Source organism: Synechococcus sp. LTW-G, from assembly GCF_054459035.1.
Genome location: NZ_JBTKYW010000002.1, coordinates 17,944 through 43,335, shown reverse-complemented (window position 1 = coordinate 43,335; position 25,392 = coordinate 17,944). Strand labels below are relative to the sequence as shown.

The 25,392-nt window shown below is 54.3% G+C and carries 15 protein-coding genes and 1 pseudogene; 12 read left to right on the top strand and 4 right to left on the bottom strand.

Translation table 11 applies throughout. From position 1 onward, the window contains the following. Positions 1-4: 4 nt before the first annotated feature. Positions 5-2,206, top strand: coding sequence for an O-linked N-acetylglucosamine transferase, SPINDLY family protein (locus ACXIQ9_RS04245; RefSeq protein ID WP_459015843.1), 2,202 nt, complete (start codon positions 5-7; stop codon positions 2,204-2,206). Between the two features lie 37 nt (positions 2,207-2,243). Further along, on the top strand, positions 2,244-7,952 hold the full coding sequence (locus ACXIQ9_RS04240; RefSeq protein WP_459015842.1) for a beta strand repeat-containing protein: 5,709 nt from the start codon (positions 2,244-2,246) through the stop codon (positions 7,950-7,952). Positions 7,953-8,140: 188 nt separating this feature from the next. Here the strand turns inward: ACXIQ9_RS04240 and ACXIQ9_RS04235 are convergent, their stop codons facing one another. Continuing rightward, positions 8,141-10,366 (bottom strand): O-linked N-acetylglucosamine transferase, SPINDLY family protein, encoded by a 2,226-nt coding sequence (locus tag ACXIQ9_RS04235; protein ID WP_459015841.1) that lies wholly within the window; start codon positions 10,364-10,366, stop codon positions 8,141-8,143. Here ACXIQ9_RS04235 and ACXIQ9_RS04230 point away from each other — a divergent pair. The 4 genes from ACXIQ9_RS04230 (at position 10,345) to ACXIQ9_RS04215 (ending at position 17,358) form a co-directional block, all read left to right on the top strand. Further along, on the top strand, positions 10,345-12,066 hold the full coding sequence (locus tag ACXIQ9_RS04230) for a tetratricopeptide repeat protein (RefSeq protein ID WP_459015840.1): 1,722 nt from the start codon (positions 10,345-10,347) through the stop codon (positions 12,064-12,066). The genes ACXIQ9_RS04235 and ACXIQ9_RS04230 overlap by 22 nt on opposite strands. Before the next feature lie 339 nt (positions 12,067-12,405). After that, entirely contained in the window at positions 12,406-13,077 is a 672-nt protein-coding gene (locus ACXIQ9_RS04225; protein WP_459015839.1) for a peptidylprolyl isomerase, read from the top strand. Then, positions 13,074-16,088 carry an ABC transporter transmembrane domain-containing protein gene (locus ACXIQ9_RS04220; RefSeq protein ID WP_459015838.1) on the top strand — a complete coding sequence of 1,005 codons (3,015 nt, stop codon included), beginning with the start codon at positions 13,074-13,076 and terminating at the stop codon, positions 16,086-16,088. Before ACXIQ9_RS04225 ends, ACXIQ9_RS04220 begins: the two co-directional genes overlap by 4 nt. 88 nt (positions 16,089-16,176) lie before the next feature. Then, the gene (locus ACXIQ9_RS04215; protein ID WP_459015837.1) at positions 16,177-17,358 is read left to right on the top strand and encodes an HlyD family secretion protein; all 1,182 of its coding nucleotides are present in this window, start codon (positions 16,177-16,179) and stop codon (positions 17,356-17,358) included. On the opposite strand, the gene ACXIQ9_RS04210 is transcribed toward ACXIQ9_RS04215, so the two are convergent. Further along, on the bottom strand, positions 17,359-18,603 hold the full coding sequence (locus ACXIQ9_RS04210) for a glycosyltransferase family 4 protein (protein ID WP_459015836.1): 1,245 nt from the start codon (positions 18,601-18,603) through the stop codon (positions 17,359-17,361). It lies immediately after the preceding gene. Between ACXIQ9_RS04210 and ACXIQ9_RS04205 the strand changes: the two genes are divergently transcribed. Then, positions 18,562-19,686 (top strand): glycosyltransferase family 9 protein, encoded by a 1,125-nt coding sequence (locus tag ACXIQ9_RS04205; protein WP_459015835.1) that lies wholly within the window; start codon positions 18,562-18,564, stop codon positions 19,684-19,686. The two genes, ACXIQ9_RS04210 and ACXIQ9_RS04205, sit on opposite strands and share 42 nt — an antisense overlap. A 23-nt stretch (positions 19,687-19,709) precedes the next feature. On the opposite strand, the gene ACXIQ9_RS04200 is transcribed toward ACXIQ9_RS04205, so the two are convergent. Continuing rightward, complete coding sequence (locus ACXIQ9_RS04200; protein ID WP_459015834.1) at positions 19,710-20,576, bottom strand: hypothetical protein; 867 nt, start codon at positions 20,574-20,576, stop codon at positions 19,710-19,712. 4 nt (positions 20,577-20,580) lie between these two features. Then, positions 20,581-21,447, bottom strand: coding sequence for a sulfotransferase domain-containing protein (locus tag ACXIQ9_RS04195; RefSeq protein WP_459015833.1), 867 nt, complete (start codon positions 21,445-21,447; stop codon positions 20,581-20,583). 42 nt (positions 21,448-21,489) lie between these two features. Between ACXIQ9_RS04195 and ACXIQ9_RS04190 the strand changes: the two genes are divergently transcribed. The 5 genes and pseudogenes from ACXIQ9_RS04190 to ACXIQ9_RS04170 all read left to right on the top strand — a co-directional run bounded on the left by ACXIQ9_RS04190 (position 21,490) and on the right by ACXIQ9_RS04170 (position 25,389). Beyond that, positions 21,490-22,431, top strand: a complete 942-nt coding sequence (locus ACXIQ9_RS04190) for a hypothetical protein (RefSeq protein ID WP_459015832.1) — start codon at positions 21,490-21,492, stop codon at positions 22,429-22,431. After that, positions 22,431-22,934 (top strand): annotated as a pseudogene (locus tag ACXIQ9_RS04185) (glycosyltransferase family 4 protein); the annotation flags it as partial. The gene ACXIQ9_RS04190 and the pseudogene ACXIQ9_RS04185, both read left to right, overlap by 1 nt. A gap of 24 nt (positions 22,935-22,958) precedes the next feature. Continuing rightward, entirely contained in the window at positions 22,959-23,546 is a 588-nt protein-coding gene (locus ACXIQ9_RS04180) for a glycosyltransferase (RefSeq protein WP_459016086.1), read from the top strand. Next, positions 23,510-24,637, top strand: coding sequence for a glycosyltransferase family 4 protein (locus tag ACXIQ9_RS04175; RefSeq protein ID WP_459015831.1), 1,128 nt, complete (start codon positions 23,510-23,512; stop codon positions 24,635-24,637). Before ACXIQ9_RS04180 ends, ACXIQ9_RS04175 begins: the two co-directional genes overlap by 37 nt. Continuing rightward, the gene (locus ACXIQ9_RS04170; RefSeq protein WP_459015830.1) at positions 24,634-25,389 is read left to right on the top strand and encodes an ABC transporter ATP-binding protein; all 756 of its coding nucleotides are present in this window, start codon (positions 24,634-24,636) and stop codon (positions 25,387-25,389) included. The genes ACXIQ9_RS04175 and ACXIQ9_RS04170 overlap by 4 nt, the downstream gene beginning before the upstream one ends. Positions 25,390-25,392: the final 3 nt, after the last annotated feature.

Sequence of the window (25,392 nt, the reverse complement as noted above, 5' to 3'; positions counted from 1 at the left end):
CAACTTGCAACTCCTGGGAGGGCTTCGGCCCTCCTTTTTTCTTGCTATGTGGTTTGAGCATCTGTTCCAGTGGCCTGATGAACTGCCAGAGCAGATCAGTGTTCCTCAGCTTTCATTGGAAGCTGTGGCCATTGATCTAAGGCAGTGCCGCTACTTGGAGGCTGAACGCAGGCTTAGGGCTTTGGCTGTTTGCCGTGGCTTAATTAGCAGTGCTGAGTTGCTGCTGGCCCAGGCTTGTCTTTCCTTCAGCCGTGGCCAGTTTGCGAGTGTTCTTTCACTCCTCGAGGCTCCTGAGTTTCAGGAGACCGATGCGCCCCTTCGGCGCCTGTTGTTCTACATGCGGGTTAACACGTCTCTTCAGCACTCGCGCCCGATCGATCCCTCTTGGATGAGCTCGCGCGTCTGGGCGTGCGATCTTCATTGGCCACCGTTTCTAACGACCCAAGCCGCCATCGCTCTGAGGACCGGTCAGCTAGATCAATGTTCCCAGCTGTTGCAGAGTCTTGTTGGGCCCCTCTCGCTGGAGGCGGTTCGTCTGAAGTCAGCCTTGCTTATCCGCCGGCAGCAGGCCGTGGAGGGCTCGCAGCTGCTTGAGCAGGCTGTTCAGCGTGCACCCCTTGACCTTGAACTCCGGGCTGACTACCTCAATTCCTTACTTGAGGCACGCTCCCAACAAGGCACAATTCCCGCGGCCCGCGAGGCACTTGCCCGTTTCGGTGAACACCCGCGTCTGCTTGGATCCCTCTGCACCATCAAGCTGCTACAGCGCCAGCCTTCACTGGCGTTGCGCGCGGGGTTGGCGCAGCGATTGTCTCAGCGTGCAGTTGCGCTTGATGGCATTCGTCTCTCCAATCTGTTTGTCGGCTACGAACAGACTGGACATCCCGATTGGATGCAGTTTCTCTCTGCTCAGGCACTTGAGAGCATTGCAGGTAACCTTTCGCTTCAGGAGAACAGGTGCTTGCAGCTCGCCAGTGTGCAATCTGATCTTGCTCCTGAACAAACGCGTCAGGTCGTCAATTCCTACAACACCCTCCCGCTGGGCCAGCCGTGGCGGCCGGAAGACTGCCCTCGTTCAGCACCAGATGAACCTCTGCGGATTGGCTGGGTCACAGGTGACGTTTGTCAGCACCCCGTTGCTCGCTTTCTACTCGGCTTCTTTGAGGCCTATGCCGGTCGTTCACGGCATACGCATATCCTGGTGAACCTCAAGGATCACGGCAACGAAAGCTATCAAGATAAATTTGCCAGTGTTCCTGGTTTGCATCTTTTAGATGCTTCTCAGAACGACAACCTTACGCGGCTTTCAACCATTCGTCGCGCCAAGCTTGACCTCGCGATTGATCTCTCCGGGTGGACCGGTGGTCATTTCATGCGCGGTTTCCTTTCGCGCCTGGCTCCGGTTCAGGTTAATTATCTCGGTTATTTCGCGAGCACCGGTCTTCCCAGCATGGATGCCTGGTTGGGTGACACCTCCCTCTTCCCGACGCCGATGGTCGAGTGGAGTTCGGAACGCATTGTCCGGTTGCCGAGATGTTTTATCGCCTGGCAGCCCAGTCGTCTGCTCGACGACTTTCACGCGCGGGTCACTGAGGCGCCCACAGGTGATATCAGATTCGGCTGCTTCAATCACAACCGCAAGCTCTCTAACGATGTTCTTGCTCTCTGGGGCCGTCTTCTGTCATCCATCCCCGGTTCGAGACTAGTCCTCAAAGCGAATGCGTCATCAGATCCCTACACGCAAACCCTTTTAGTGCGTCGTATGCGACGCGTTGGTCTTGATCCTGACCGGGTGATCTGGCTCCCCTTGGCGCCTTCGCATCGTGAGCATCTTGAGCAATACAGACATGTAGATGTGGCCTTGGATTCTTATCCCAATGGCGGCTGCACGACCACCTGTGAGGCCTTATGGATGGGCGCCCCTGTGATCACGCTGACAGGAACTCATTATGTGAGTCGCATGAGTACAGCTGTGCTCAACGGTGCCAATCTTCCGCACTTCTGTGCCTCTACGCCTGAGGAGTACATCGCTATCGCTCAAGATCAGGCCATGCGGCTGCATGAATTACGACAAAGTCGTGATCAATGGAGGCGGCAGATTCTGTCTTCTCCGCTTGGTGATGCTGCTGACCTGATGGGCCATCTTGAGGATGCTTTTAGTTCATTGGTGAACGTACAGCTTGCCAGCAATCGCTATGTAGTCTGATCCTTGATAGAATCGTCACTAAACATTGTTTGCTTTTGTGGCCGATTTCAACGTCATTGAAGGCAACGACCTTCAGAACTACGTTTCGGCCACGCGAGGACAGTCCGACTCGATCCTCGTTTACAACGCAGACGACGTCGTTTCCGGCGTTTCCGAGGATGACCGCGTGGTCCTCGGTCTCGGCAACGACACCCTCCAAATTTTCAACGCGCCCGATCCGAACGGCTTTGCCTTCTCCCTTGATGGGGCAGAGCTGTACGGCGACGGTCAACCCAATTCCCAGCTCGGTGGCTCCGTTTCCACCCCGAGCGGCAATGACCTTCTTGATATCACCCTTCCGGGTCGTGGCCCCCAGGTGTTCCTGGGCGCAACCCGCACCCTGATCGATGCCGGTGCCGGCACCGACACGATTAAAGGCTGGAGCAACCTGTTCGCCTCCACCCTTCGTGGCGGTGAAGGCACTGACAGCATCGGTTGGGGCTCCGGCATCACCATCAACGGTGACCGGATTAGCGTTTCGATCAGCGGCAGCTTGATCGAAGGTGGTCTTGGCAATGACACCACGACACTGAGCGCCAACAGCGTCCTGAACACCACGGTGTGGGGCGCCAGCGCTGCCGATGGCGCCATTGACGGCGATGACAATCTCTTTGTGTACGGCTATTGCGGTACCAATGAAACAGTTAATGCTGTCGTTGACGGCCTAATTCTCAATGGCAATGCCGGGGCTGACAACATCTCGGTAGGCCTACTCCGGGTTCTGGGCGGCGCAGGCAATGATTCGATAGGAGCTCCGGCTGCAGCGCTGAACATCAACAACTCGTTGATTCGTGGCGGTAAGAACAACGACCTGATCACCGTTGGTGCTCGCTTCGACATCAGCAACAGCACCATCTACGGCGATGGCAATGCTGATGTTCTGCGGGTGAGCGCTGGTCGCGATATCCTGGCGAGCAGCATCTGGGGTGGCAGCACCACTGACACCACCAGCGATCTTGCTGACGAAGTCGTCATTGATGCCGCTGAGAACATTTCCGGCACCTATGCCCAGGGCAACGCTGGAAACGACAGCTTCACTGTCACCTCTGACTTCCTGCTTGCTTCCACCATCCGCGGTGGTAAGGACGACGACAACCTCACCGTTACTGCAACCACTGACATCAGCAGTGGCGTGGTCTTTGGTGACAACGGAAGCGACTCGCTGACTGTGAATGTCGGTCGTGACATCACCTTTAGCTCGCTGTTTGGCGGCAGCTTTGAGGACACCACCAACGATGGTGCTGACTTCATCCAAATCACTGCTGGCACCAAGGTCAGCTCGTCGGTGATCCGCGGCAATGGCGGTAACGACTCGATCGATATCAATAGCCCGCTGCTGAGCCGCTCGAGTGTTCAAGGCGGCAAGGACAACGACAGTATCGTTATCCAAACCGGCACGTCTAATTCGAGCTACGAGATCCGCAATTCGTCGATCTCTGGCGACTTAGGGAACGACACTCTGTATATCGGTGGTGCAACCACCGGCGTGATCAACACCAGCAGCGTCTATGGCGGTGTTGGCAACGACCTGATCACGATCCAGTCGTCGGTGACCCAGTCACTGGTCTCTGGTGGCGAAGGTTTAGACACCATCCTCATCAACAACAGCGTTGATCGCTCCACCATCGACGGCGGAGCCGGTGCTGACACCGTGATTCTTGGCAGTCTCACCAGCAGCTCGCTCTATGGCGACGCAGCTGATGACTCCTTGAATATCACTGGTGCCATCACTGCCTCGCTGGTGGATGCTCAGGCCGGTAACGACACCCTCGTGATCGGAGGCCGTATTGGTGGCTCGACCCTGATCGCGGGTGAGGGTGATGATTCCCTCAGCAATGGAAGTGGCAGCACTATCGGTGTGATGATCACTTCTTCTGTGATCGGTGGTTCCGGCAACGACACCCTGCAGTTCGGCCAAGTTGACCGCAGCACGATCGACGCAGGCATCGGTAACGACACCATCACCTTCGCCGGCAGCCTGACTGGCAGCTCGGTGGTTGCAGGTCTCGGAAACGACACCGTGGATGTCGTCTCTGACTTGCTCACCAGCAGTGTTGAGCTGGGTGAGGGCACCAACCTCATGGAGGTTGGTGGTGAGGTCAGCAGCAGCACCGTGACCGGTGGTGCTTCGTCTGACACCCTGCTCGTTACGGACGTTGTGACCAGCAGCTCGGCTGATCTGGGTGCCGGGGCTAACTACGGCTCCTTCACCGCCAACGTCCAGACCTCCACTGTTGTCTCGGGTTCTGGCGATGACACCTTCCTCTTCGCTCAGTCCATTACGAGCTCGAGCGTTTCAGTGGGCGATGGCACCAACCTGGTTGATGTGGGTGGTGAACTTCTGTCCTCGACGGTGACCTCCGGTTCCGGCGCTGACACCCTGGATATCGTCGGTGCTGTCACCAGCAGCTCGGCCAGCTTTGGGAACGGCAACAATTACGTCACTATCGGCGGCATCGTCAGCCTCAGCACCCTGACGGGCGGCACTGGTAACGACACGGTTCTGCTGGACAAGGCAGTTGACCGCAGCACCATCACCACGGGTGATGGCACTGACGTCATCCAGGGTGCGTCTTCGATCACGTTGTCCTCTGTGACGACTGGAGAGGGTGTTGATTCGGTCCTCTTCAGCGGCGCTGTGAGTGGCAGCACGATTGATCTGGGTGCAGCCAATGACACCCTGGCGATCGACGGCAATGTGGTCACTGCTGCTTCTACCGCTGGTATCAGCAGCATCACTAAGACAAGCAATCTGTTGCTCGGAGAGGGTGACAACTACGCCACCATCGGTGGCCTGGTGACCAGCGCTTCTGTGACCGCAGGAGCCGGCAACGACACCCTGCTGGTTGGCGGCCGCGTCGGCGGCAGCACCGTTGATGTGGGTGCTGGCAACAACACCCTCAACTTCTCCAACAACGGCCAAAGCAACGTCGCTGTGATCACCTCCACGGTGACGGGTGGCAGCGGCAACGACAGCTTCACGTTCGCTGGCATCGCTAGCTCCGCCTCTGTGGTGCTCGGCGACGGCGACAACGTGTTCACTGCCGGCACGACTGCTGGTGGTGCGATCCAACAGAGCACGGTGACCGGCGGTGCTGGCAACGACTCTGTGACGGCCGGCAGCCTGCTGAACGACACCCTGTCCCTGGGTGCTGGTGCTGACAGCCTGTCCGTCCTGAACGGCGTGTCCAGCAGCAGCATCACGATCGGCAGCTCCAGCTACGTGAGCGTCGGCGGTGTGGTGACGGCCACCACGATCACCGGTGGCAGCGGCAACGACAGCATGCTGTTCGGCGCAGCCGTGTCCCAGTCGGTGATCACCCTGGGCGACGGCGACAACCTGGCCCTGGGTGTGACCGCGAACGCCGGTCTTACCAGCTCCACTTTGACTTCGGGCTCTGGAGACGACTCGATCGTCTTCTGGGGTGGCCAGCGCAACTCCAGCGTTAATTCTGGTGCTGGTAACGACTCGCTGCACTACGGAAGCTGGGGCACTACTTCCTCTTCCGGTGACGGCTCCGTCTCGGTGAACCCAAGCTCGATTCAGACGGACCTGGGTAACGACACCCTGTCTGTTGTTGGCGGCATCAAGTTCACGACGATCGGCATGGGCGAGGGTGACAACAAGGTCACCATCGGAAGCTGGATCTCCAGCAGCACGCTGACGGCCGGAACGGGTAACGACACCGTTCAAATCGGCGGCGGCGTGACCGGCAGCTCGATTGCTCTGAGCACTGGCACCAACGTCCTGTCCCTGGCTGCGAGCGTGAGCAGCAGCACGGTGACGACCGGATCTGATGCCGATAGCTGGACCGTTGGTAGCGGCTCAAGTGACTACATCACTGCTAGCTCCCTGAACTCCGGTGGCGGCGCTGACACTGTTGTGATCAACACCGGCAACATCACCGCCAGCACCATTACCGCTGGCAGCGGCGCCGACACCCTGTTGGTCTCCGGTGGTGTGACTGCTAGCTCGATCACCTTTGGCGACGGCAATGCCTACGCCTCGATCGGTGGTCTGTTGACGAACTCCACGATCACTGCAGGAGCCGGCAACGACACCCTGCTGGTTGGCGGACAGGTCGCCGGTAGCACGGTTGATTTGGGTGCTGGCAACAACACGCTCAACTTCTCCAACAACGGTCAATCCAACGTTGCTGTGATCACTTCCACGGTGACGGGTGGCATCGGCGACGACAGCTTCACGTTCGCTGGCATCGCCAGCTCCGCCTCTGTGGCGCTGGGTGATGGCAACAACGTCTTCACTGCCGGCACGACTGCTGGTGGTGCGATCCAACAGAGCACGGTGACCGGCGGTGCTGGCAGCGACTCTGTGACGGCCGGCAGCCTGCTGAACGACACCCTGTCCCTGGGCACTGGTGCTGACAGCCTTTCCGTCCTGAACGGCGTGACCGGCAGCAGCATCACGATCGGCAGCTCCAGCTACGTGACCGTCGGCGGTTCCTTCATGACCTCCACCTTGATCGGCGGCGACGGCACTGACACCTTCGCCTTCGGCGCAACGGTGACTAACTCGGTGATCGCCCTCGGTGACACCGGCGCCAACGTTGTCAATGCCACCCTTGGCATTATCAAGACCAACATCACTGGTGGTAGTGGTGCCGACTCGATTACGGCGGCTGCTCTGGACAACGACACCATCTCCCTGGGTGCTGGTGCTGACAGCCTGTCGGTCACTGGCGGCGTCACCCGCAGCAACATCACGATCGGCACCTCGAGCTTCGTGACGATCGGCGGCAACCTTGTCACCAGCACCTTGACCGGTGGCGACGGTATTGACACCTTCTCCTTCGGTGGAACGGTCACTAGCAGCCGCATATCCGTCGGCAACACTGCGGCAAACACCATCAACGGAGTCACCTTTGCAAAAACCACCTTCATCGGTGGCGATGCGAGCGACACCCTCTCGCTGACAGGTACCTCATCCGTTGACTCCCTGACCCTCGGCGCTGGTGACAACTACGTCACCATCGGTGGCACCGTGAGCGCCACCACCCTGATTGGTGGCGGTGGTGCAGATCTGGTGAAGTTCGCGGCGACAAACACCTCGAACATCCAGTTGGGCAGCGGTGCTGACTCGCTGTACTTCAACGGATTCCAGACCGGAGTTCGCGTGGAGCTCGGGGCTGGTGCCGATTACATGACCGCCTCTGCGGTTGTGAACGGCGGCACCATCCTTGGTGGTGCTGGTGCTGACACCATCGGCTTTGGGGCGGCAGTCACCACTTCTCTGTCGATCGACGCCGGTACAGACGCCGACAGCCTCTACTTCGGCAGCGCAATCTATGGTTCGACCGCCAGTAACACCATCCTTGGTGGAAGCGGCGCTGACACCATGACGTTTGCTGCAGGTGCGACCGGCATCATTGCCGGTGGTGATGGCGCTGACTCACTGGCGTTCACCTCGGTTCTCAGCCAATCCGCTTCTGTCACCTACTACTTCGGTGGCAGCGACACCGGTATCGACACCATCTGGCTGGGTGGTTTGTCAGAAACCAACGGCAGCATCACGGTTGCTTCCTACGGCAGCGATTCACTTGCCATCAACTACCAGGGAACCTTCTCCAGGTCTCAGGTCCAGTTGACCAATGCCGCTGGCGACACGAGCACTGTTGGATACGTCTTCGGCGTCACTGCAGGTTCTGTTGCGACAACAACGCTCGGCTCACTTCCCTCTGTGTCCTGATCACACTGACAACTTGCAACTCCTGGGAGGGCTTCGGCCCTCCTTTTTTCTTGCTATGTGGTTTGAGCATCTGTTCCAGTGGCCTGATGAACTGCCAGAGCAGATCAGTGTTCCTCAGCTTTCATTGGAAGCTGTGGCCATTGATCTAAGGCAGTGCCGCTACTTGGAGGCTGAACGCAGGCTTAGGGCTAAGTCACATCATGCGCAAGGCATGCTTCTTTGTAGATTCGCTCGAGCTCCTGGGAAACCCTGCGAGCATTGCAAAGATCTGAGCGAAGAACGGAATCCCGTAGGTCTAGTCTATCTTGGGTTGTTCGAACTCCTCTTTTGAAAAACTTGCCCGCAATCCGCAGGTATTCTTTGCTGTCATGGGCAACCATCTTTTTTAAGCCAGCAGAGTGAAGAATGCTGCTGCTTAGGCGACCAACCATGCCAGCACCGGCAAGCGTGACAACGGGTACTCCCATGATAAGTGCTTCGCATGTAGTTGTGGCTCCTCCATAGGGAACGGGATCAAGAACGAGGTCGATTTCGTTGTACTTCTCCAGATGGTCGCGTGCTTCTTTTGTTGGTTCCAATAGCTTGATCCGGCTTGAGTCGATTCCAAATCTTTCAAAACAATGCCTCACTCTTTGAGTTTCTTCTGGCTCAACAAAGGAAATGCTCTTTAGCCTCAGCTCGCTATCTGTGTACTTTTGCAGAACATCGGCGTAGAGCTGAACCGTTTCGGGAGTTAACTTCCTGGAATGATTAAAGCTGCCGAAGCAGAATCGCTTCCTAGAAGGAGTAGCGCAATCGCTGATGATTGGTGGATCTCCTAGTGTGTCATAAGCCATGTATCCCTTCTTGATATGCCAGAGCTGATGCGCCTCTTTTTCGCGCTGACTCAGGCCAGCGAATAGCTCCTTGTCGCCGATCCAGCCGTCAATAGAATTCAGATAAGTTGGAGCAAAGTATCCCAGGTAGCTGAGCTGAATCGGTGCGGGTCTTTCGATGAGGCTCCCAAGTCTTGAGTGACCTGTGTAGCCACCTAGCTCGACAATCACATCGAGCCTTAGATCTGCCATCACGCGCGCTGCTTCAGTATCCGTCGCATGGCGGATATCGAGCCATTGATCGCAGTATGAGCGTGCTAGCTCCGAGAGTGAATCCTGCTTGGGACTGCTGCTGATTCCAAAGACTTCAACCTTTTCTCGATCATGCGACTTCAGTATTGGCAGCATAAACCTGCACACTGGGTGATTTGCCCAATCGGCAGATAAGTAGCCAACTCGGAGTTTTCTTTGATCGGGGCGATTGCGAATGGCATCTTTCCAGGCAGGGTAGATCTTGGTTGAGTTCTTTTGGTTCTCTTCCCACTTGCTTGCCATTAAAGCAAGCTCTCTTGGTTTAATGAGATGGTACGCCGAACCTAGAAACTGTAAATTAAACAGGTGATCAAGATTCTGAACTTCGCCGTCTTTGTTTGAACGTCTCAGGAGTGCTAGAGCGACTTTTGGATTGCCCAGCTCTGCGATGCACTGACCAAGAGCGTGTAACAGGCTTAGATTATCAGGACTTAAGACTAGTCCTTGTCTTAGGACATATCGAGCACTGTTGTTGAATCTGAGCTCTCTCAGGCATGCCCCCAGGTTTAGCCAGAGCCCTCCATCGCTTGGCTTCCGTTCACAGAGCGGTACGAGTTCATTTATAGCCTCCAACACTCTTCCCTCTGCGAGAAAGGCAGTTGCAGCGGCAGATCTAATTTCAGTAGAGTCGCGTATCGCCGGACTCAGTGAATCTAAGAGTTGTTGAGCATCCTGATACTTTCCCCTGTCTTTTAGAATGGTAAGCCGATTTGCCAGTGCGTTCTTGTTGTTTGGCTCTAGATCGCTTGCTTTATTAAAGGAGCCCAGTGCATCGACGAACTTTTCCTGTCTGTGCTGGCATAGACCTAACTCCATCCAACAGCTGACATCGCTTGGGTCTTCCTTCGTCAACTGGAATAGTTCCCTCTCTGCAGCCTGATGTCGCCCGAGATCAGACCAGCACCTTGCCAACGCCCATCGAGCCCTCCTCTCTTGAGGAAATCGTTTCAAATACTCTTGCAGCAGATCCGCGCTGTGCTGATGCTCCTTGAGGTCTTGAAAGCAGTTCGTGGCATTAAGAAGCAGATGAAGTTCATCAGGAAAAAGGGCTATGTAGTATTTGTACAGTCCGCTTGCTTCATTCAGTCTTCCTTGCTGCCTCAGCAATGCTGCCAGATTCAGAGCATCATCCGCTGCTGGCCGCGCCTCGAGCAGTTGTCTGTAGAGTGACTCGGCCCGACTCAGGTCACCTTCTCGATGAGATTTCCATGCATCATCACGTAATGGTGTGCTCATCTTCTCTGACTCCCTGAGCTCCGTCATCCATGATTCAACCATCATATCCATCGCTTCCACAAGATCCTGCTGACTGCCTGCGGTTTTTGTCTGAGCTGCCTGATGGATTTGATTTCAGTGGTGTTCTAACTCAATTGCAAGGTTTTATCAATACAACTACACCACCTTATTGGACAGCTGTTCTTGGATTCACATACTGGCGCCATGGCAATCCCGAGTCGGCCCTCGCGTCGTATGAAAAAGTGCGTAGAGAGCTCGACTCTGATTGCACGTACCAGCTCTTGCGTGGCATGGCCGCTAGAAAAATATCAGGCTGCGAACACATAGCGCACGAAGCATATTCACGTGCCGTCGAGCTAGATCCATGTCGTTCCGATGCATTGTATAATCTTGGCAACCTTATGCGAGAAGACTCGCCTAATAAAGCTGAACAATATTATTTAAGAAGTCTTAGGCTGGACCCCCATCAGCCAATGTGTTGGCATAATTACGGCATATTATTGCTCCATGCGTCACGTATTAAAGAGTCGCTCTTTGCTCTCCGAGTCAGCATAGTTCTGGACCCCAAGGTCCCATCGGTCTGGTGTAACCTTGCTCTAGCACTATTTGCCGACCGCAGTATTAGGTCGGCAAAATCATCATTGAACCAAGCCATTACTTTCGAGCCATCTCTAATATCACCTTCTGCAGCACAGGCTATCGAGGCCTGGGAGATCGGGCGCCCTCTTGCAAAAGATACGATCGACGCCATCTGGGATCTTGCATTAATCTCCCTCTCCGAAGGTGATTACATTAATGGCTGGCGGTATTACGAGATTCGTCCAAGTACTTCGAACAATGTTCCTTCAGAGGTTCCGTCTGCAGGGCCTCGACTGACCTCACTACAAGACGCACCGCGCCACTCTGAGCCCCCGTTGCTCGTCTGGTGTGAACAAGGGCTTGGAGATGCGATTCAATTCGGTCGATATTTACCAATTTTAGAGCAGGCAGGAATCTCATTCGAATTCCGCTGCCGTGAGTCCCTCTTCACCCTTTTCCGTGACTGGTTTTCCCTCGGTTCGAAGGTTGTTGTGGAATCGAAAGCGACCGATTCTCAGGATTTCCGACCGCATACCTCACTGATGAGCTTGCCTCATCTATTCGAGACAACTTTGGCCACTATTCCTGCCGTGTGTCCATACATCCGCCCTCCTTGCCCCTGTCCTGAACATCTCAAGGTAAAGCCACCAGCTGGAGGACTGTCTGTTGGGTTGGTTTGGGCTGCAAATCCTGTCAATAAAGCGATGTATTCCCACAAATCCATTGCCCTAGAGCTTCTAATGCCCCGCCTTTTGGATCTGCTTTCTATTGACCTAGTCGAGTTGCATTGCCTTCAGTTCGGCGATGACCAGAGGCAGCTCCATCCTTATGAAAAGCTCGAAAGAGTTCACGACTGGTCATCGATCATTCATGATTTTTCAGACACCGCATTCGTACTTAATCAGCTTGACCTAGTCATCACAATAGATACTGCTGTTGCCCATCTTGCCGGAGCCCTCAATCGCCCGACATGGCTGCTGCTTCATAAAAACTGCGATTTTCGTTGGCTGAACACGAGATCTGATTCTCCTTGGTACCCGGAAAGCATGCGCCTATTTCGGCAGCAAGAGCATGGTGACTGGAGCCATGTCGTCCACGACCTGCATGCTTCTCTTGACCAACTCTTCTTGCTTGATATTGAAAAGGTCTCGAAGGCATCGTTCTCAGGGTAGTTCGGGTAAGAACAACTATGAACACGCTCTTTATGCTGATCTTAGTAAAATCACAGGCTTGTTCTCAGTTGTAAGTCTTTTATCCGTTGAAAGCCTTCTTTACTGCTCCGCTACCGGCTCAAGCACCGCTTGATATCTATTGATAGGTCTGGATGTGGTTTGCGAGCGACTTGGCCCTGGTGCGTGCCCAGTGACCAGCTGTAGCTTCTCGCCGATTTGAGCAGGGCCCATCAACCCCCGTCTGTTGCGTGAGATAATGGACATTCTCGTTCTAGTTATTGGCTCTTGACCAACCAAAGCCCCCTGGATGCGCGGACTGTCGAGGGCTTGGTCCGTCGCATGAGTCTTTACCCCAGCTTGGTTAGACGTCTCGAAGAGGAGACGATTGCCGAAGTCGTCGCCCTTCCAGAAGAGTGGGTGCAAACAGCGATACGTGACACGCTTGGAGAGACCCAGCTGGATGCTTACCTTTCGGAGCGAGGATGGACTGAGGCTGATCTTCGGACCCAGGTCGTACTTGCAGAGTCCCTGCGAAGATTTTCTGAACAACGGTTTGGACCTGGAGTAGAGGAGCAATTCCTGGCGTCTCGTGGAGCATATGACACGATTATTTATTCCTTGATCAGATCTCGAGATCATGCGTTGATTCGTGAACTGTGGATCCGCATCGAGGAAGGTGAGACATCATTCGCAGAAGCCGCCAAGGCCTTTGGTGAGGGCCCTGAAGCGATCAGAATGGGATTGATTGGACCGTTGCCAATTGGCCAGCTGGCACCACCCCAATTTGCAGACTTCCTCCGCGGCCTCCAGCCGGGCAGTATTTCACCTCCGAAGCGCCTGGGTGACTGGTCCCTGCTTCTGCGCTTGGAGGAGCTGAAGCCCGCATGTTTTGATGCAGAGATGAGGAGTAAACTTGTTCGAGCCAGTCTGGATGAGTTCTTGGAACGGCGTGTCCGACAGCGCCTGGCTGGGGAGTCTCTTGAAACTTTGACGTATCACCAGGATCCATGACTTCCAGCCAAACCACGACGTTTCAAGCATTATTGGCTCGTTTCGCCGCATTTGGATCACTCGAGCCTGAAAATCTTGTTTGGCTAGCTGAGAGGGCTAAACCCTTCCACTGTTCCGTCGGGCAGGAGCTGCTTTTGCCCGATCGTAGTCCCGAATATTGCTACTGCATTGTTGAAGGCCAAGGCCGGGTCCTGCATAACGATCCCGGCTTGCAGCGTCCCGTCACACTCGCCTATTCCAGGCCAGGAGATCTGATCGGCTGGTCGGGTCTGGCTCGCCGTAGTCCTTGCGAATGGATTACTGCCTCAACCCCGATGCGGTTGATTGGCTTTTCGGCGGAGGACTTTTACGAGCTGGAGCGTCGATCCAGTCGCTTTAGGGATTGGATTGATTCCAACAATTCTCCTGCAGAATTGATGGCGGTGCTCGCACCGGCCTTGCATGCTCGGCCCCAAGCAGATCCACCAGAGCGCGAGGTACTTGGTCGATTAGTCCGAGGGATCCGTCTCATTTCTGCTCGAGAAGAACGCAATAGCCCTGTCAACGACGGTGCGATCTGGCTCTGGAACGCTCAAATATCAGATCAGGTTCTCCCCGTCGGTCAGCCGGTTGATCCCGACATTCTTTCTTCAATTCCAGTTGGTTTGCCATTAAGGCTCATACGCATTGATCCAGTGTTATGGGAAAGCGAGCTTAAGCCTTCCCTTGCTGAACCAGATGCCTCACCCTCCCTCACTTTAAATGACCCTTGGGGAGCGGACGATCGATATGCTGATCTTTTGGCCCCTGAACCTCAAGGTCAGCGTGCATTACAGGCCGAATTAACGGCATCCGATGACTCCTCTAGGACGATTGCATTCAAGGGTCAGTCACTACCAGTAGTAACCGGTGTTGGTTCTGTAGAGCAGGCTCTTGCTTGCCTTGAAATGCTTTCGCGATACCACCGCGTACCGTTCCGGCGCGATGTACTTGAGCGTGCAGCAAAAGAGTTCCTGAAAGGTAAACAATGCAGTCTTGAGCAACTTGGTAACCTCGCAACCTGGATGGGCTTTGTTGGAAACTTAGCCGATGTTCCTAGAGCTCAGCTCCATAGACTTCCTTTCCCCTGTTTTGCACTGGTATACGACCAGCCGGCCATCGTCTATGACATTGACCGGGATACCGTCAAAGCAGTGGTTCCAGAGTATGGAAGTCTGTCTCTCCCTTTAGATGAGATTCTTCACGATGAACCCGGCGTACGCATACTGACTCTGGCACCCGGTCGTGATGCTCAGCGCCAAAAGCTCAGTCTCCGCTGGTTTCTTCCTCAGATTAAGAAATATAGGCGAAGTCTGATTGAGGTCTTGGTTGCATCACTCATCATGCAACTCCTCAATCTCGCTCAGCCTCTCGTTCTGCAGCAGATCTTCGATAAGGTTATTGTTCAGCAAAACCTCGACACCCTTTACACACTCGGCATCATTTTGCTGGGTGTCAGCCTTGCCCAGGGCCTAATTGGTGCTGTTCGCACTTATTTGTTTGCTGATACCACGAATCGTATTGATATTGCTCTTGGTGCGCAGGTGATCCAACATCTTCTTCGTCTTCCCCTTCGATACTTCGATAAGCGTCCCGTTGGTGAACTCCAAACGCGTATCGCTGAACTTGGCAATATTCGTGGTTTCTTGACCGGCAGCCTGCTCACCCTCGCTCTTGATGCCTTGTTCTCGGTTATCTATATAGCCGTGATGGTTGTTTACTCAGGAGTTCTTACAGCAGTCACTCTTTCAGTTGTCCCTCTCTTCTTGGGGCTAACCATTGTGGCCTCGCCAATTATCAAGGGTCAGCTCCGTAAGGCAGCTGAAAAGAACGCCAGGACGCAGTCTTTACTGGTTGAGTCACTCAACGGAGTTCAAACAATCAAAGCTCAGAGTGCCGAAAATAGTGTTCGCTGGCAGTGGCAGAAGCGGTATTCCTCATACATGAGCGAGAACTTCCGCACCTTGATGATTGGCGTTTCATCCGGAACGATTGGTAGTTTTCTCAATCAGCTGACTGGCTTACTGACTCTTTGGGTCGGCGCTTTCCTTGTGATTAAAGGCGATCTTACGATTGGTCAACTCATCGCATTTAGAATTATCTCGGGATATGTTGTTGGCCCTCTTCTCAACCTTGCGACAAGTTGGCAGTCTTTCCAAGGCGTCTCCCTCTCGCTTGAACGCCTCAGCGATGTGATTGATGCAGAACCTGAAGGCTCTGATGATGAGCTTGATCAGCTCCCGCTGCCTCCAATCCATGGTGACGTTGTCTTTCAAGACGTCGACTTCCGATTCTCAGATGGAGCCGCTCTTGTCGTCAACAAAGTTGCTTTCACAGTTTCAAGCGGTTCTTTTGTAGGGATTGTCGGCCGAAGCGGCAGTGGCAAGAGCACCATCATGAAACTTCTGCCGCGTTTGTATAAACCTGAGGCTGGACGGATTTTAATTGACGGCTTTGATATTAATAAACTGCAGATGTCTTCAGTCCGACGGCAGATCGGTATTGTTCCTCAGGACTCGCTTTTGTTCGAGGGAACAATACGGGATAATATTTCTTTGACATCACCCGATTCAACCAGCGAAGAAATTGTTGAAGCAGCCAAGGTCGCATGTGCCCATGACTTTATTATGGAACTACCAGAAGGCTATGCAACGCGAATCGGTGAGCGTGGTGCGGGATTGTCCGGCGGGCAGCGTCAACGGATTGCTATTGCACGCTCAGTTTTGCAACGTCCAAAGCTTCTGATCTTGGACGAGGCCACCAGCGCCTTGGATTATCTCACTGAACGTCAAGTCTGCATCAACCTCAAGGAACACTTTATTGGTTCGACTGTATTCTTTATCACCCACCGCCTTTCAACTATCCGTGGAGCCGATCAAATTCTCATGATGGATTACGGATCCCTAGTCGAGCAAGGAACACATCAAGAGCTACTCGAGATCAAGGGACGTTATTTCGCTCTGTATTCCCAACAGGAGGCCAACATTGACTAACCAAAACTCACCTTCCGATTCACAGCAGAACACGAAACCCTCCACCCCAGCAAAGGGTAACTACGAGTGGGAGGGCTCCCTTGCAGTGGTGCAGCAGGGTCGTCACTGGTCATCCTCCCTGGTCTGGATCTCCTCTGGCTTAATCAGCGTTGTTTTCATCTGGGCGTTCACAGCCAAAGTCGATCAGACGATCAGTGTGCGAGGTCGACTTGCTCCGACAGGCAGTGTTCAAGAGGTGGATTCACCGAGTGGCGGCGTTGTCAAGAAGGTTTTCGTCAAGGACGGAGACCTCGTCACTGCTGGCCAGCCGCTTCTTGACGTTGAAGCGAAGGGTCTTGCTAGTCGTCGGCAGGCATTAGAGCAGACCCTCCAGATTCTGAAGCTACAAGTTGATTCCCTTCGAGCGATTGAGCGTAGCGGTGGAGACTATCGACAGATCAAGGAGTTGCCTCCCTTGCCGCCCGTTGATGACCCCGACCTCTCCACCAAACTCTCGACAGCTAGGAATCAGACCCTTCAGATCAAGGCCCAACTCAAGCAGATTGCGAGCAGGCTGGAGAGTCGCACTGAATCTCTTCGCATTCAGCAACGGATCACCGATGATCTCACCCCTCTCTATGAGGCGGGTGGTATGTCCAGAAACAACTATTGGTTGCAGTTAGACAAGATCCAAACTCTTAAGTCGGAAGTCTCCAGTCTTAAGGAAGAAAAGACCCGCATTCTTGGTGCTGCTGTTTCGCAACTGAATGACCTCAACCGACAAGCCATTACGCTTCAGTCTGAGCTTGTAGGTCTCAAAGAAACGATCGATTATCGAACCATTCTTGCCCCAGCATCAGGACGCATCTTTGACGCCAAAGTTGCTCCATTCTCAGTCGTCAATACCAATGAAGTTCTCCTAAAAATTGTCCCTGAGGACAAGCTGCAGGCCAACGTAGAAATTCCAAATGCTGATGTCGGCTTCGTCAAAGTCGGTATGCCGGTTTCAATCTCCGTCGATTCCTTCCCTTCCGGTGAATTTGGTTACATCAAGGGCACTCTTTCGAGTCTTGGCTACGACGCACTCAAGCCTGATCAATTGAGCCAGCAATACAGGTTTCCTGCGGTCGTTTCTCTCTTGCAGCAGCGCGTACAGTCCGGAGATCAGCAGCTCAACCTACAGAGTGGTATGTCAGTGACGGCAAATATCAAGCTTCGTTCTCGCCCTGCCATATCGATCGTCACCGATCTCTTTACGAAGCAGTTTGAGGGTGTCAAGAGATTTCGTTAATCATCCAACGATCTCTTGGTACATCCTCTCGGTTCGGTCAACGGTCACCTCCCAGCTGAATCTGGTTAGCGCTTTTCTCTTTAAGGAGAGTGCTCTTCCTTGGTTGCGCGGGCAGTCCCATGCTTTCTCGACAGCGCCACGAATGCTGTCTGGATTCGCAGGGTCCGCAAGCCAAGCATCATTCTCCAGGTACTCCAACTCATGACCGAACGTACTCCCAACGACTGGCGTCCCGCTAACGGCCGCCTCGAGGCTGACCAGTCCGCAGGTATCCATCCAGCTCACGAGACAATGCACGCGTGATGCGGCAAAGGCGGATGCCAGCATTTCCTGCGGGAGATGCTCGATCACCCGTAGCCGATCTCCGCTTATCTGTTGACACAGCTGGGTGTAACTTGGCCAATGGCGACTCGAACCAATTAGCACAATCGGCAACTGTGTCTCTCGCATCGCCCAACACAGCATCGCTTGGTTCTTTGCTGGTTCGATTCTTCCTGCCTGCATGACAAAAGGCCCATGGATTCCACTGAATTGACGGAACGGCTCCGGATCCGCATTCAGAAAGATCTTGGGGTCCACGCCATAGGGGGCAACGTCATAGCAGTCACCCCACCAGCCCAAATCTGTCTGCAAGGCTTTCAGCTCGAGCCAGCTATTTGGAAGCATCCCATGACAGGTCTTCAGCAATTGGCCAACACGCTCCTGCCAGCTCAGATCAAAGCTGCCCTGCCCCTGTGCATCGATCGTTCCCTGTGGCAGGGAAACCACCATTCTCCTTCCTATGAATGATTCCACTGATGCCGCTACCGCAGTCTGACCCTCTCTAGCGGCTTGTTCCAGAACTCCGATACTCCCGCGGCTGCCCCAAATTGCCCTCCCAATTGAGATCCAAATGGGTGAAACAACAATCGGTTTACCCGCTTCATGGCATCTCGCAACCTGCTGCGTAAACGAATGTGGAACCCTACAATTAAAAATATGTACGATATCCACATCATCGACCTCAGGCCGATCACTGTTTTGAATACTGACAGTGTGGCCGCGTTGCTTCAAGCGCTTCGCGGTTTCTTGGATCTGTACACTATCCCCGCCCCCCCATTCGGCGGCGCTTCCGTGATTGACAAGGGCAACACGCAACCTGGGAACCTGCTCTGTCACATTCATACCATAGATTGCTACGCTTAAACAAGCTTTCTGGCCGCTGTGCTTCGTTACGCTGGTGAGGACCTCGGCGAAAGACCACATATCGTTGTTCTTGGCTCCTGCAAGGTTGGCAATCTCATCGTTTCTCTTCCCGCACTAGAGGGTCTTAGACAGCGTTTTCCTGCTGCGGTAATTGGCTTCCTTGGAAGTGAAATTACAGCTGACTTTGAAGCGTCACTCAGCTGCCTGGACTGGAGGCATAGTTGGGACTCCTCATCATCCGGCTCATTTCAGAAGCTAGCTAGTTGTATTTCTGACCAGATAGGAATTAACGGCCGGGTGACCCTTGCCATCAACTTTGATGGTTTCAATCCTGTGACACAAGTTCTTGCTAGCTTTCTGGAGCCGACTTATATCTCTGGTCTCTCGTTGGATCCTAGCCGCCGTTCTTTCTTTGACCTTGGTTCTGATCCCTCTCAAGCATTTCTTGCTGACAATGACTGGGACTCCCCCGAATTTGCCGAGCGCTATTCTCCATCTATCCAAAGTAATTATATCGCAGAGCTCTTTTGCTTTCAAGCGGGCGTGATTCATAATTCTGATGTTACCTCTGTATGCATTCCTCATGAACAACCCGCTTTTTCAGTGCCAGATGTACTGATCCACTGCACAACTGCTCGCCAAGCCAAGGTCTGGCCTTTTGCGCATTGGAAGATCGTTGTAGACGAACTGATTAGCCGTGGATTTTCTGTTGGATTGGTTGGTGCCCCACCCAAGTCTCAGCAGGATCGCTATAACAGCGGCGACGGCGAGACCTGGCTCCTCAGTGCGACCCAACTCACTGACCTGCGGGGCCAGACAACCTTGTTGCAACTCGCCGGTGCCTGTGGCTTGGCTCGTGCTGTCATCAGTGTCGATGCCGGACCCATGCACATCGCTGCTGCCATGGGCACACCGACTCTTGCTGTTGTCGGCAACGATGCTGCCGGCGTAGGACCAAGCCCGATCCGCCTATGGTTACCTCGTTCACCGAACGTACAGAGAACCACGTCGGCGGTGACCTGTTCGTTGTGCGCTGATAATCGATTCAAAAATGATAACTGTCTCGCCGATGAGCATGACTGCATGAACGCTGTTGCGCCCAGTCAGGTCATCGAGTGGCTTAACAGTGTCTTAACCCAATAGCGCAACTGCTGATTCCTGTCTCATCACCCCACTGTCTCGAACTGGTGCCTCTTCCACAGTTCGTCCTGATGTCTGACCATCAAAAAACGATAATGTTCTGGTACCGGCTTCATCAACTTGAGTATCGGAAGCAACACGCCACTGCCGGCCTGCTCTAGCGGTCCTGACAGCACCATGGTGGGTTCCCAGTTGCAACCCTGCCAATAGGTACGAACGTTGACCGCCTGGTCACGCGTCAGAAAGTAGCAACCCGAATGCGGATTTGTTGCTCTGTAAAACCTTCTGGCGCCCAGCGGCCACGCAATTTCTATCTCCTCACCTGTATCCCAAAACAGGTCCGGCCTACCCCCATCCGGGTCCCCGGAGAGGATGACATCCCCTTCCCCCGGAATTTGCTCACATCGATGGGGAATAAAGGCGTATTCTCCTCCGGTGATGCTGACAAGTGCCCTGACTTTTTCAAAGAATTCTGGGTCTTCGATCACACAGTCATCTTCCATGTACCCAATGACGTCATAGTCTTCCGCCTGCTCAATGGCTCGGCGTGATGCGATGCCCGGTACTCTCTGAAGGTCGTCCACCCTTGTTTCGATGATCTTGAGCCCCGGCCCAGTTGTTTCCAGCTTGTCGCTGAGGGTTGCGGTTTTTGGCGTATAGAGTTGAATCTCGATGTCATGACCCATCGATGTGGATTGTCTACGGGTCACGACTGGCCTCCCCTTTCCAAGCGAGGCGTGAATACAGTAGTTCTGATGATGCCTGTCTAGGTTCTCTACTGTGGCTCTTTGTAGTGCTCTCGACTTGACTTCCCTCTTTGCTTCGTTCTGAGATGAATACAGCGAACCTTCGCTTGGTGCAAAGACGTGGGGAATCACGATCAGAATGCGCATGGTCTCAATTCACTTTCCAGCTGGCGCAGTCCCAGCCCAGCATTGATTCAAGCTCCTCAATCTCACTCTTGAAACGCTCTGTCAGCTTTTTATGAGTCTGAAGATCCATCTTGCGTTCGTAAGAGCCCAGATGACTTTCCAGTGGTCCCACTTTGCTGGTGCTTCCGACCCCGAGGTGCTTCCAGACCTTTATCAGGCAGTCATTTGGATTATTCCTTAACTCTTCTTGCTTGAGCGTCAAAACCCTCTCCTGGCCAAATAAGTGCCAAAGGCGCCTGATCTGCGCGCTGTAAAAACCACGGTCCACATATGAGTATATACGGTGTTGCATGGGTGTCTGTTCTCGGCAGCGCTCCTGCTCGTGATCTATCGCTTCTTCAAAAGAGAGGACTTCGTTGCCACGATTCTTCTCCATGGCCCAGTGTGAGTAGGCGCGATCAACTGGATTTCTCAATATTACGATTATCTTCATTTCTGGATTATATTCCCAAATGCGCCTTGGTGCTTCTTGCCAGTACATATAGATAGGAGTTGCTTCCCCGAGCATTGCATTCGGTGGCGCCTGTCTGAATTCCCTGTGGTATCGACCTTCATTCAAGCGACGAAAAATGCCCTTTCGATTCCATGAGAGCTCTTCGTTATCGAAATAATGGAGCTCCTTCCTGTCGGGTATGAATAGATCAGGGTGCTTCCTGATGTAGTCTGACAGTGCTGTCGTTCCTGCTTTCTGTGCTCCGCAGATTAGAAATGACACACGTTTACGGACGCCCTGCACCTCTTCATCACTCTTTCTCTTCCGCCGGGCCAACCGCTTCGTTTGCTTAGGTTTTCGATCACAGTTTAAACAATGGTATTCGTCACTGGCTGCCACCGGTCAGGCACTTCGCTTCTGGCTTCCATTCTTGTGGACGTGATGGGGCTGTCCCGCGAGGATGACCTCTCGCCCGCGCCTGACAATCCTGCCGGCTTTTTCGAGAGCCGCCAGCTCACCCAGTTCAACGACGAACTTCTTGCCATGCTCGGTGGCGACTGGTGCCACCCTCCTCTCCTGCGACCCCGTTGGTCAGAGCCTCCCCTGCTGGACCGCATTGCATCCCGTCGTGGGGATTTCCTCTCTTGCGCCAACATTGATAATTGGGTCGACAAGGACCCTAGGCTTTCACTGACTCTCCCCGCCTTTCAACATCTATTTCTTAAATCTATTCCAGTTCTCGTCTCTTTGCGTGAACCCTTAGCGGTTGCTCAATCTCTTCACCTTCGAAACGGGTTTTCCCTCGAACGTGGCCTCGTCCTTTGGTTTCTCTATAATCATCATCTCAGTCTTTCTCTCAGATCTACTGACCAAGTCCTCACCTACTCTGATCTCCTCTCAACTGTCCACGACCGATCGGCTTTTCTACGCTTCAGCGCAAGCCTGCAGTCCTTTCTTTCCGTTCATGTGCTTTCTTTTGTGCAGCCCTCGTCTTGGGAGGAGATCCTCAACCGACGTATCCAGCCTCGTCTGAACCGAGCAGAGTGCAGCGGCAGTGATACGTTCCCTGGTCCGGGTTCAAGCACCCCAGACCTGGTCGAGTTCGTTCAATCCTGTTATGCCTCCGCCGAGACCGGTCTGGACGGTTTTCGTAGTGCTTTCTCCTCACTTCCTCCGATCATTCTCGAATTCTGTGAAGTCCTGCAGATTTATGCGCCTGGTGCCCTGATGCATCAACGGTTTTCCTCACTTGAGCATTCACTTTCAGAAACCACCCAGGCTCTTCACCAGAATCAGCAAAGACTGACCGCCCTCGAACATTCAACGATCTGGAGTCTGGCATCACCTCTACGCCGGTTGATCGACTCCCGGCGCTCTCGCTGATGCTTCAGCTTCTCCGCGAGACTCCCCCCGGTTATGGCGGCGTGGAGAGGGTAGCCCACGAGTTGGCCAGTGCTTTCCACGCCCACGGCGATCTTTCTTTGGTCTATTGCTTGCGACCCCCTTCGCGCTCACAGGGTGACCCCCTTCCGGTTGCCTATCGAAGAGTGCCCTTGCCGAGTCTGGCCTTTGGTCAACTACTGCTTCCTTTGCCCACATCCCAGCTCCTGCACGTCCTGCTTGACTCAGAACCCTTGCATGCACATCTTCCTTGTCCGGCTGTTCTGTCACTGGCTTGTCTTGCAAGGCTGATTCGCCCGTGTCGTCAAATCACTATTCACTGGCACTCTTTTCTGGATCCCGCCCCAACTCCCTTCGGTCTACTCATTGCTCTTTATCAGAACCTGGCTCAACGTCTTCTCTCTCTTTTCTCTTTCACCGTCACCACCTCACCTGTTCTCCGGGACACGCTTGTAGACCGTGGCGTGAGGAGTCCTTTAATCCGGGTCCTCCCATGCAGCCTGCCTGCAATGTTTGAGCAACGGGCTGACCTGATCGCGATGACGCGTTCAGCTGCACTGACGTCCACTTCTTTTCGAGTGGTCAGTATTGGTCGCCTCACCAGCTACAAGCGTGTTGACTGGCTGATTCAATCCATTGCAGCTGTTTCTGATCTGTCCGTCACTCTTCATGTCGTCGGTGATGGTCCGGACCGCGCGTTTCTGGAGTCTCTTGCCGAATCCCTGATCCCTGGGCGAGTCCATTTTCACGGTGTCCTTGATGAAGCCGACAAGATCGAGTTGCTCAGCAACTCCGACCTACTCGTGCTTGCGGCCAATCGCTGCAACGAGGCGTTTGGCATTGTCCAGCTTGAGGCGATGGCCTGTGCTGTTCCTGCTGTGGCGTTCACTGTTCCGCTCAGCGGCATGGCCTGGGTCAGCCGACTTCAATCCTTGCCCTGGGCCGAGTCGAAGGCGGCATTACCGGCTCTGATTAGCCGTTTGGCGACTGACCCGGAACTGTTGAAGACCGTACGAAGCGAAGCACGCCAGCGTTATCAACTCGAGTTCCAGCGCTGTTTATGGCTTCAACGTTTTCAGCAGGTCTTCAGCATTTGAGTACTGGTCTCTGCTTGTTCAATCTTCTGCCTTATCGACCCAGCCCTACAGGTCTGAGCCGATACGTGCAACGCTTACTTGCAGCCTGGCCCGAGCAGCCCCTTCCTCAGCAGTTGAGGCTTGATGAACAGGGACACGCCGTCCTGAGCACGAGCAGTGAGCTCCCCCAGAAGCAGCATTCCCCCTGGATGCGCAAACTCCAGGCACAGGCTCTGGTGCAGCACGCTGTTCCCGTTCAGCGCCTTGTCCGGCATGCGTATCCAGACCGTATCTACAGCCCATACACCGATTGGCTTTGGGCTCTTCCGGAGGTGCCCCAGGTGATCACCTGCCATGACCTCACTCCCCTCCATTACCCCAATAGTCGACGGGCCTATTGGCGAAGTCGGCTCTGGCTTCCGCTTCATCTGCATCGAGCCCGTCTGGTTGTCGCCATTAGTCAGACCGTGGCTGACCAGCTCCTGCAATCCGGTATGCATCCCCGCCGAATTGTTGTGGTCCCCAATGGTGTCGAACCATCAGCCTCACCCATCAGCTCCCCTAGCGGTCACGACTGCGTCGTGATTGCTCGTCATGCCCGTCACAAAAACCTCAAATTGGCCCTTGATGGTTTTGCTGCCTTCCTTGCCTTGGTGCCGGACTGGCCTGGAAATCTTGTGGTTGTGGGCAGCGCTGATCGCTGCACAGCGGCTCTGTTGCGTCAGCAGCGTGAATTGGGTTTGCACAGCCGGGTGTTCTGGCTGGATCGTTTGAGTGAGCAGAGGTTGCACATGCTCCTGCGCTCGGCGTTCTGCCTAATCTCCCCGAGCTTGATGGAGGGTTTTGATTACCCCTTGCTGGAGGCGCAGGCCTTGGGCTTACCAACCCTCGCTAGCCGTATCCCCGTCCACGAAGAGCTGCATCGCGATGTGGCCTTGTTTTTCGACCTTCTGGACCGTGGGGATACGCTGGCCCATCAGTTGTCGCGCCTCTCCCGCGACGCTGCTCTTTGGCGGCAGCTCTCCTTAGCAGGCCTCTGCAATGCAGCGGCTCACACCACCCAGCGCCAAGCACTCTCATTGCGTCAGTTGTTGCAGGATCCGCTTCCATGAGCTCGGCACGCCCCGTACTGCTTCTGGAGAATGTCGGACTGCAGATTCCTGTCTTCAGCACTGAAACCCGTAGCTTGAAGTCTGCACTGATCCGCTCCGTCACCGGCGGGCAGCTCAAGCGGGGTCGCAGCGGTGCCGTGATTACCGCTCTCCAGAACGTTAACTGTGCGATCTTCGAGGGAGAGCGCGTGGGTTTAATTGGCCACAATGGTGCCGGTAAATCCACCTTCCTTAAGCTCATTTCAGGTATTTATACGGCCACAGCTGGTCGTCTAGAGCGAAGGGTGCACGTCTACCCAATGATCCAAAAAAGTTTCATTACCAGCCCTGAACTCAGTGGACTCCAGGCCATTAAGGCCCACTACCTGATGATGCAAGGAAGCCTCCGTGGATTTGATCAATTTTGCTCGGGTGTGATCGAGTTTTCAGGCCTCGGTGACTTCATTCACCTTCCTGTCAAAACCTACAGCGAAGGAATGGCCGCTCGTCTTGTTTTTTCGATTCTTACGGCCGGGCGGCATGAGTGCCTCGCCATGGACGAAGGCTTCGGTGCCGGTGATCTGAGTTTTTATGAGAAAGCACGCCAACGGATGCAGGATTTTGTGAATACAGCGGGAACCCTCTTGCTCGCCTCCCATTCGGATGCGCTCCTTCGGCAGTTTTGCACGCGAGGTCTGGTCTTTGACCAGGGATCGATCGTCTTCGATGGTGACCTTGGCTCAGCGCTTGATTTTTACCGCTCTCGTGTCTGATGC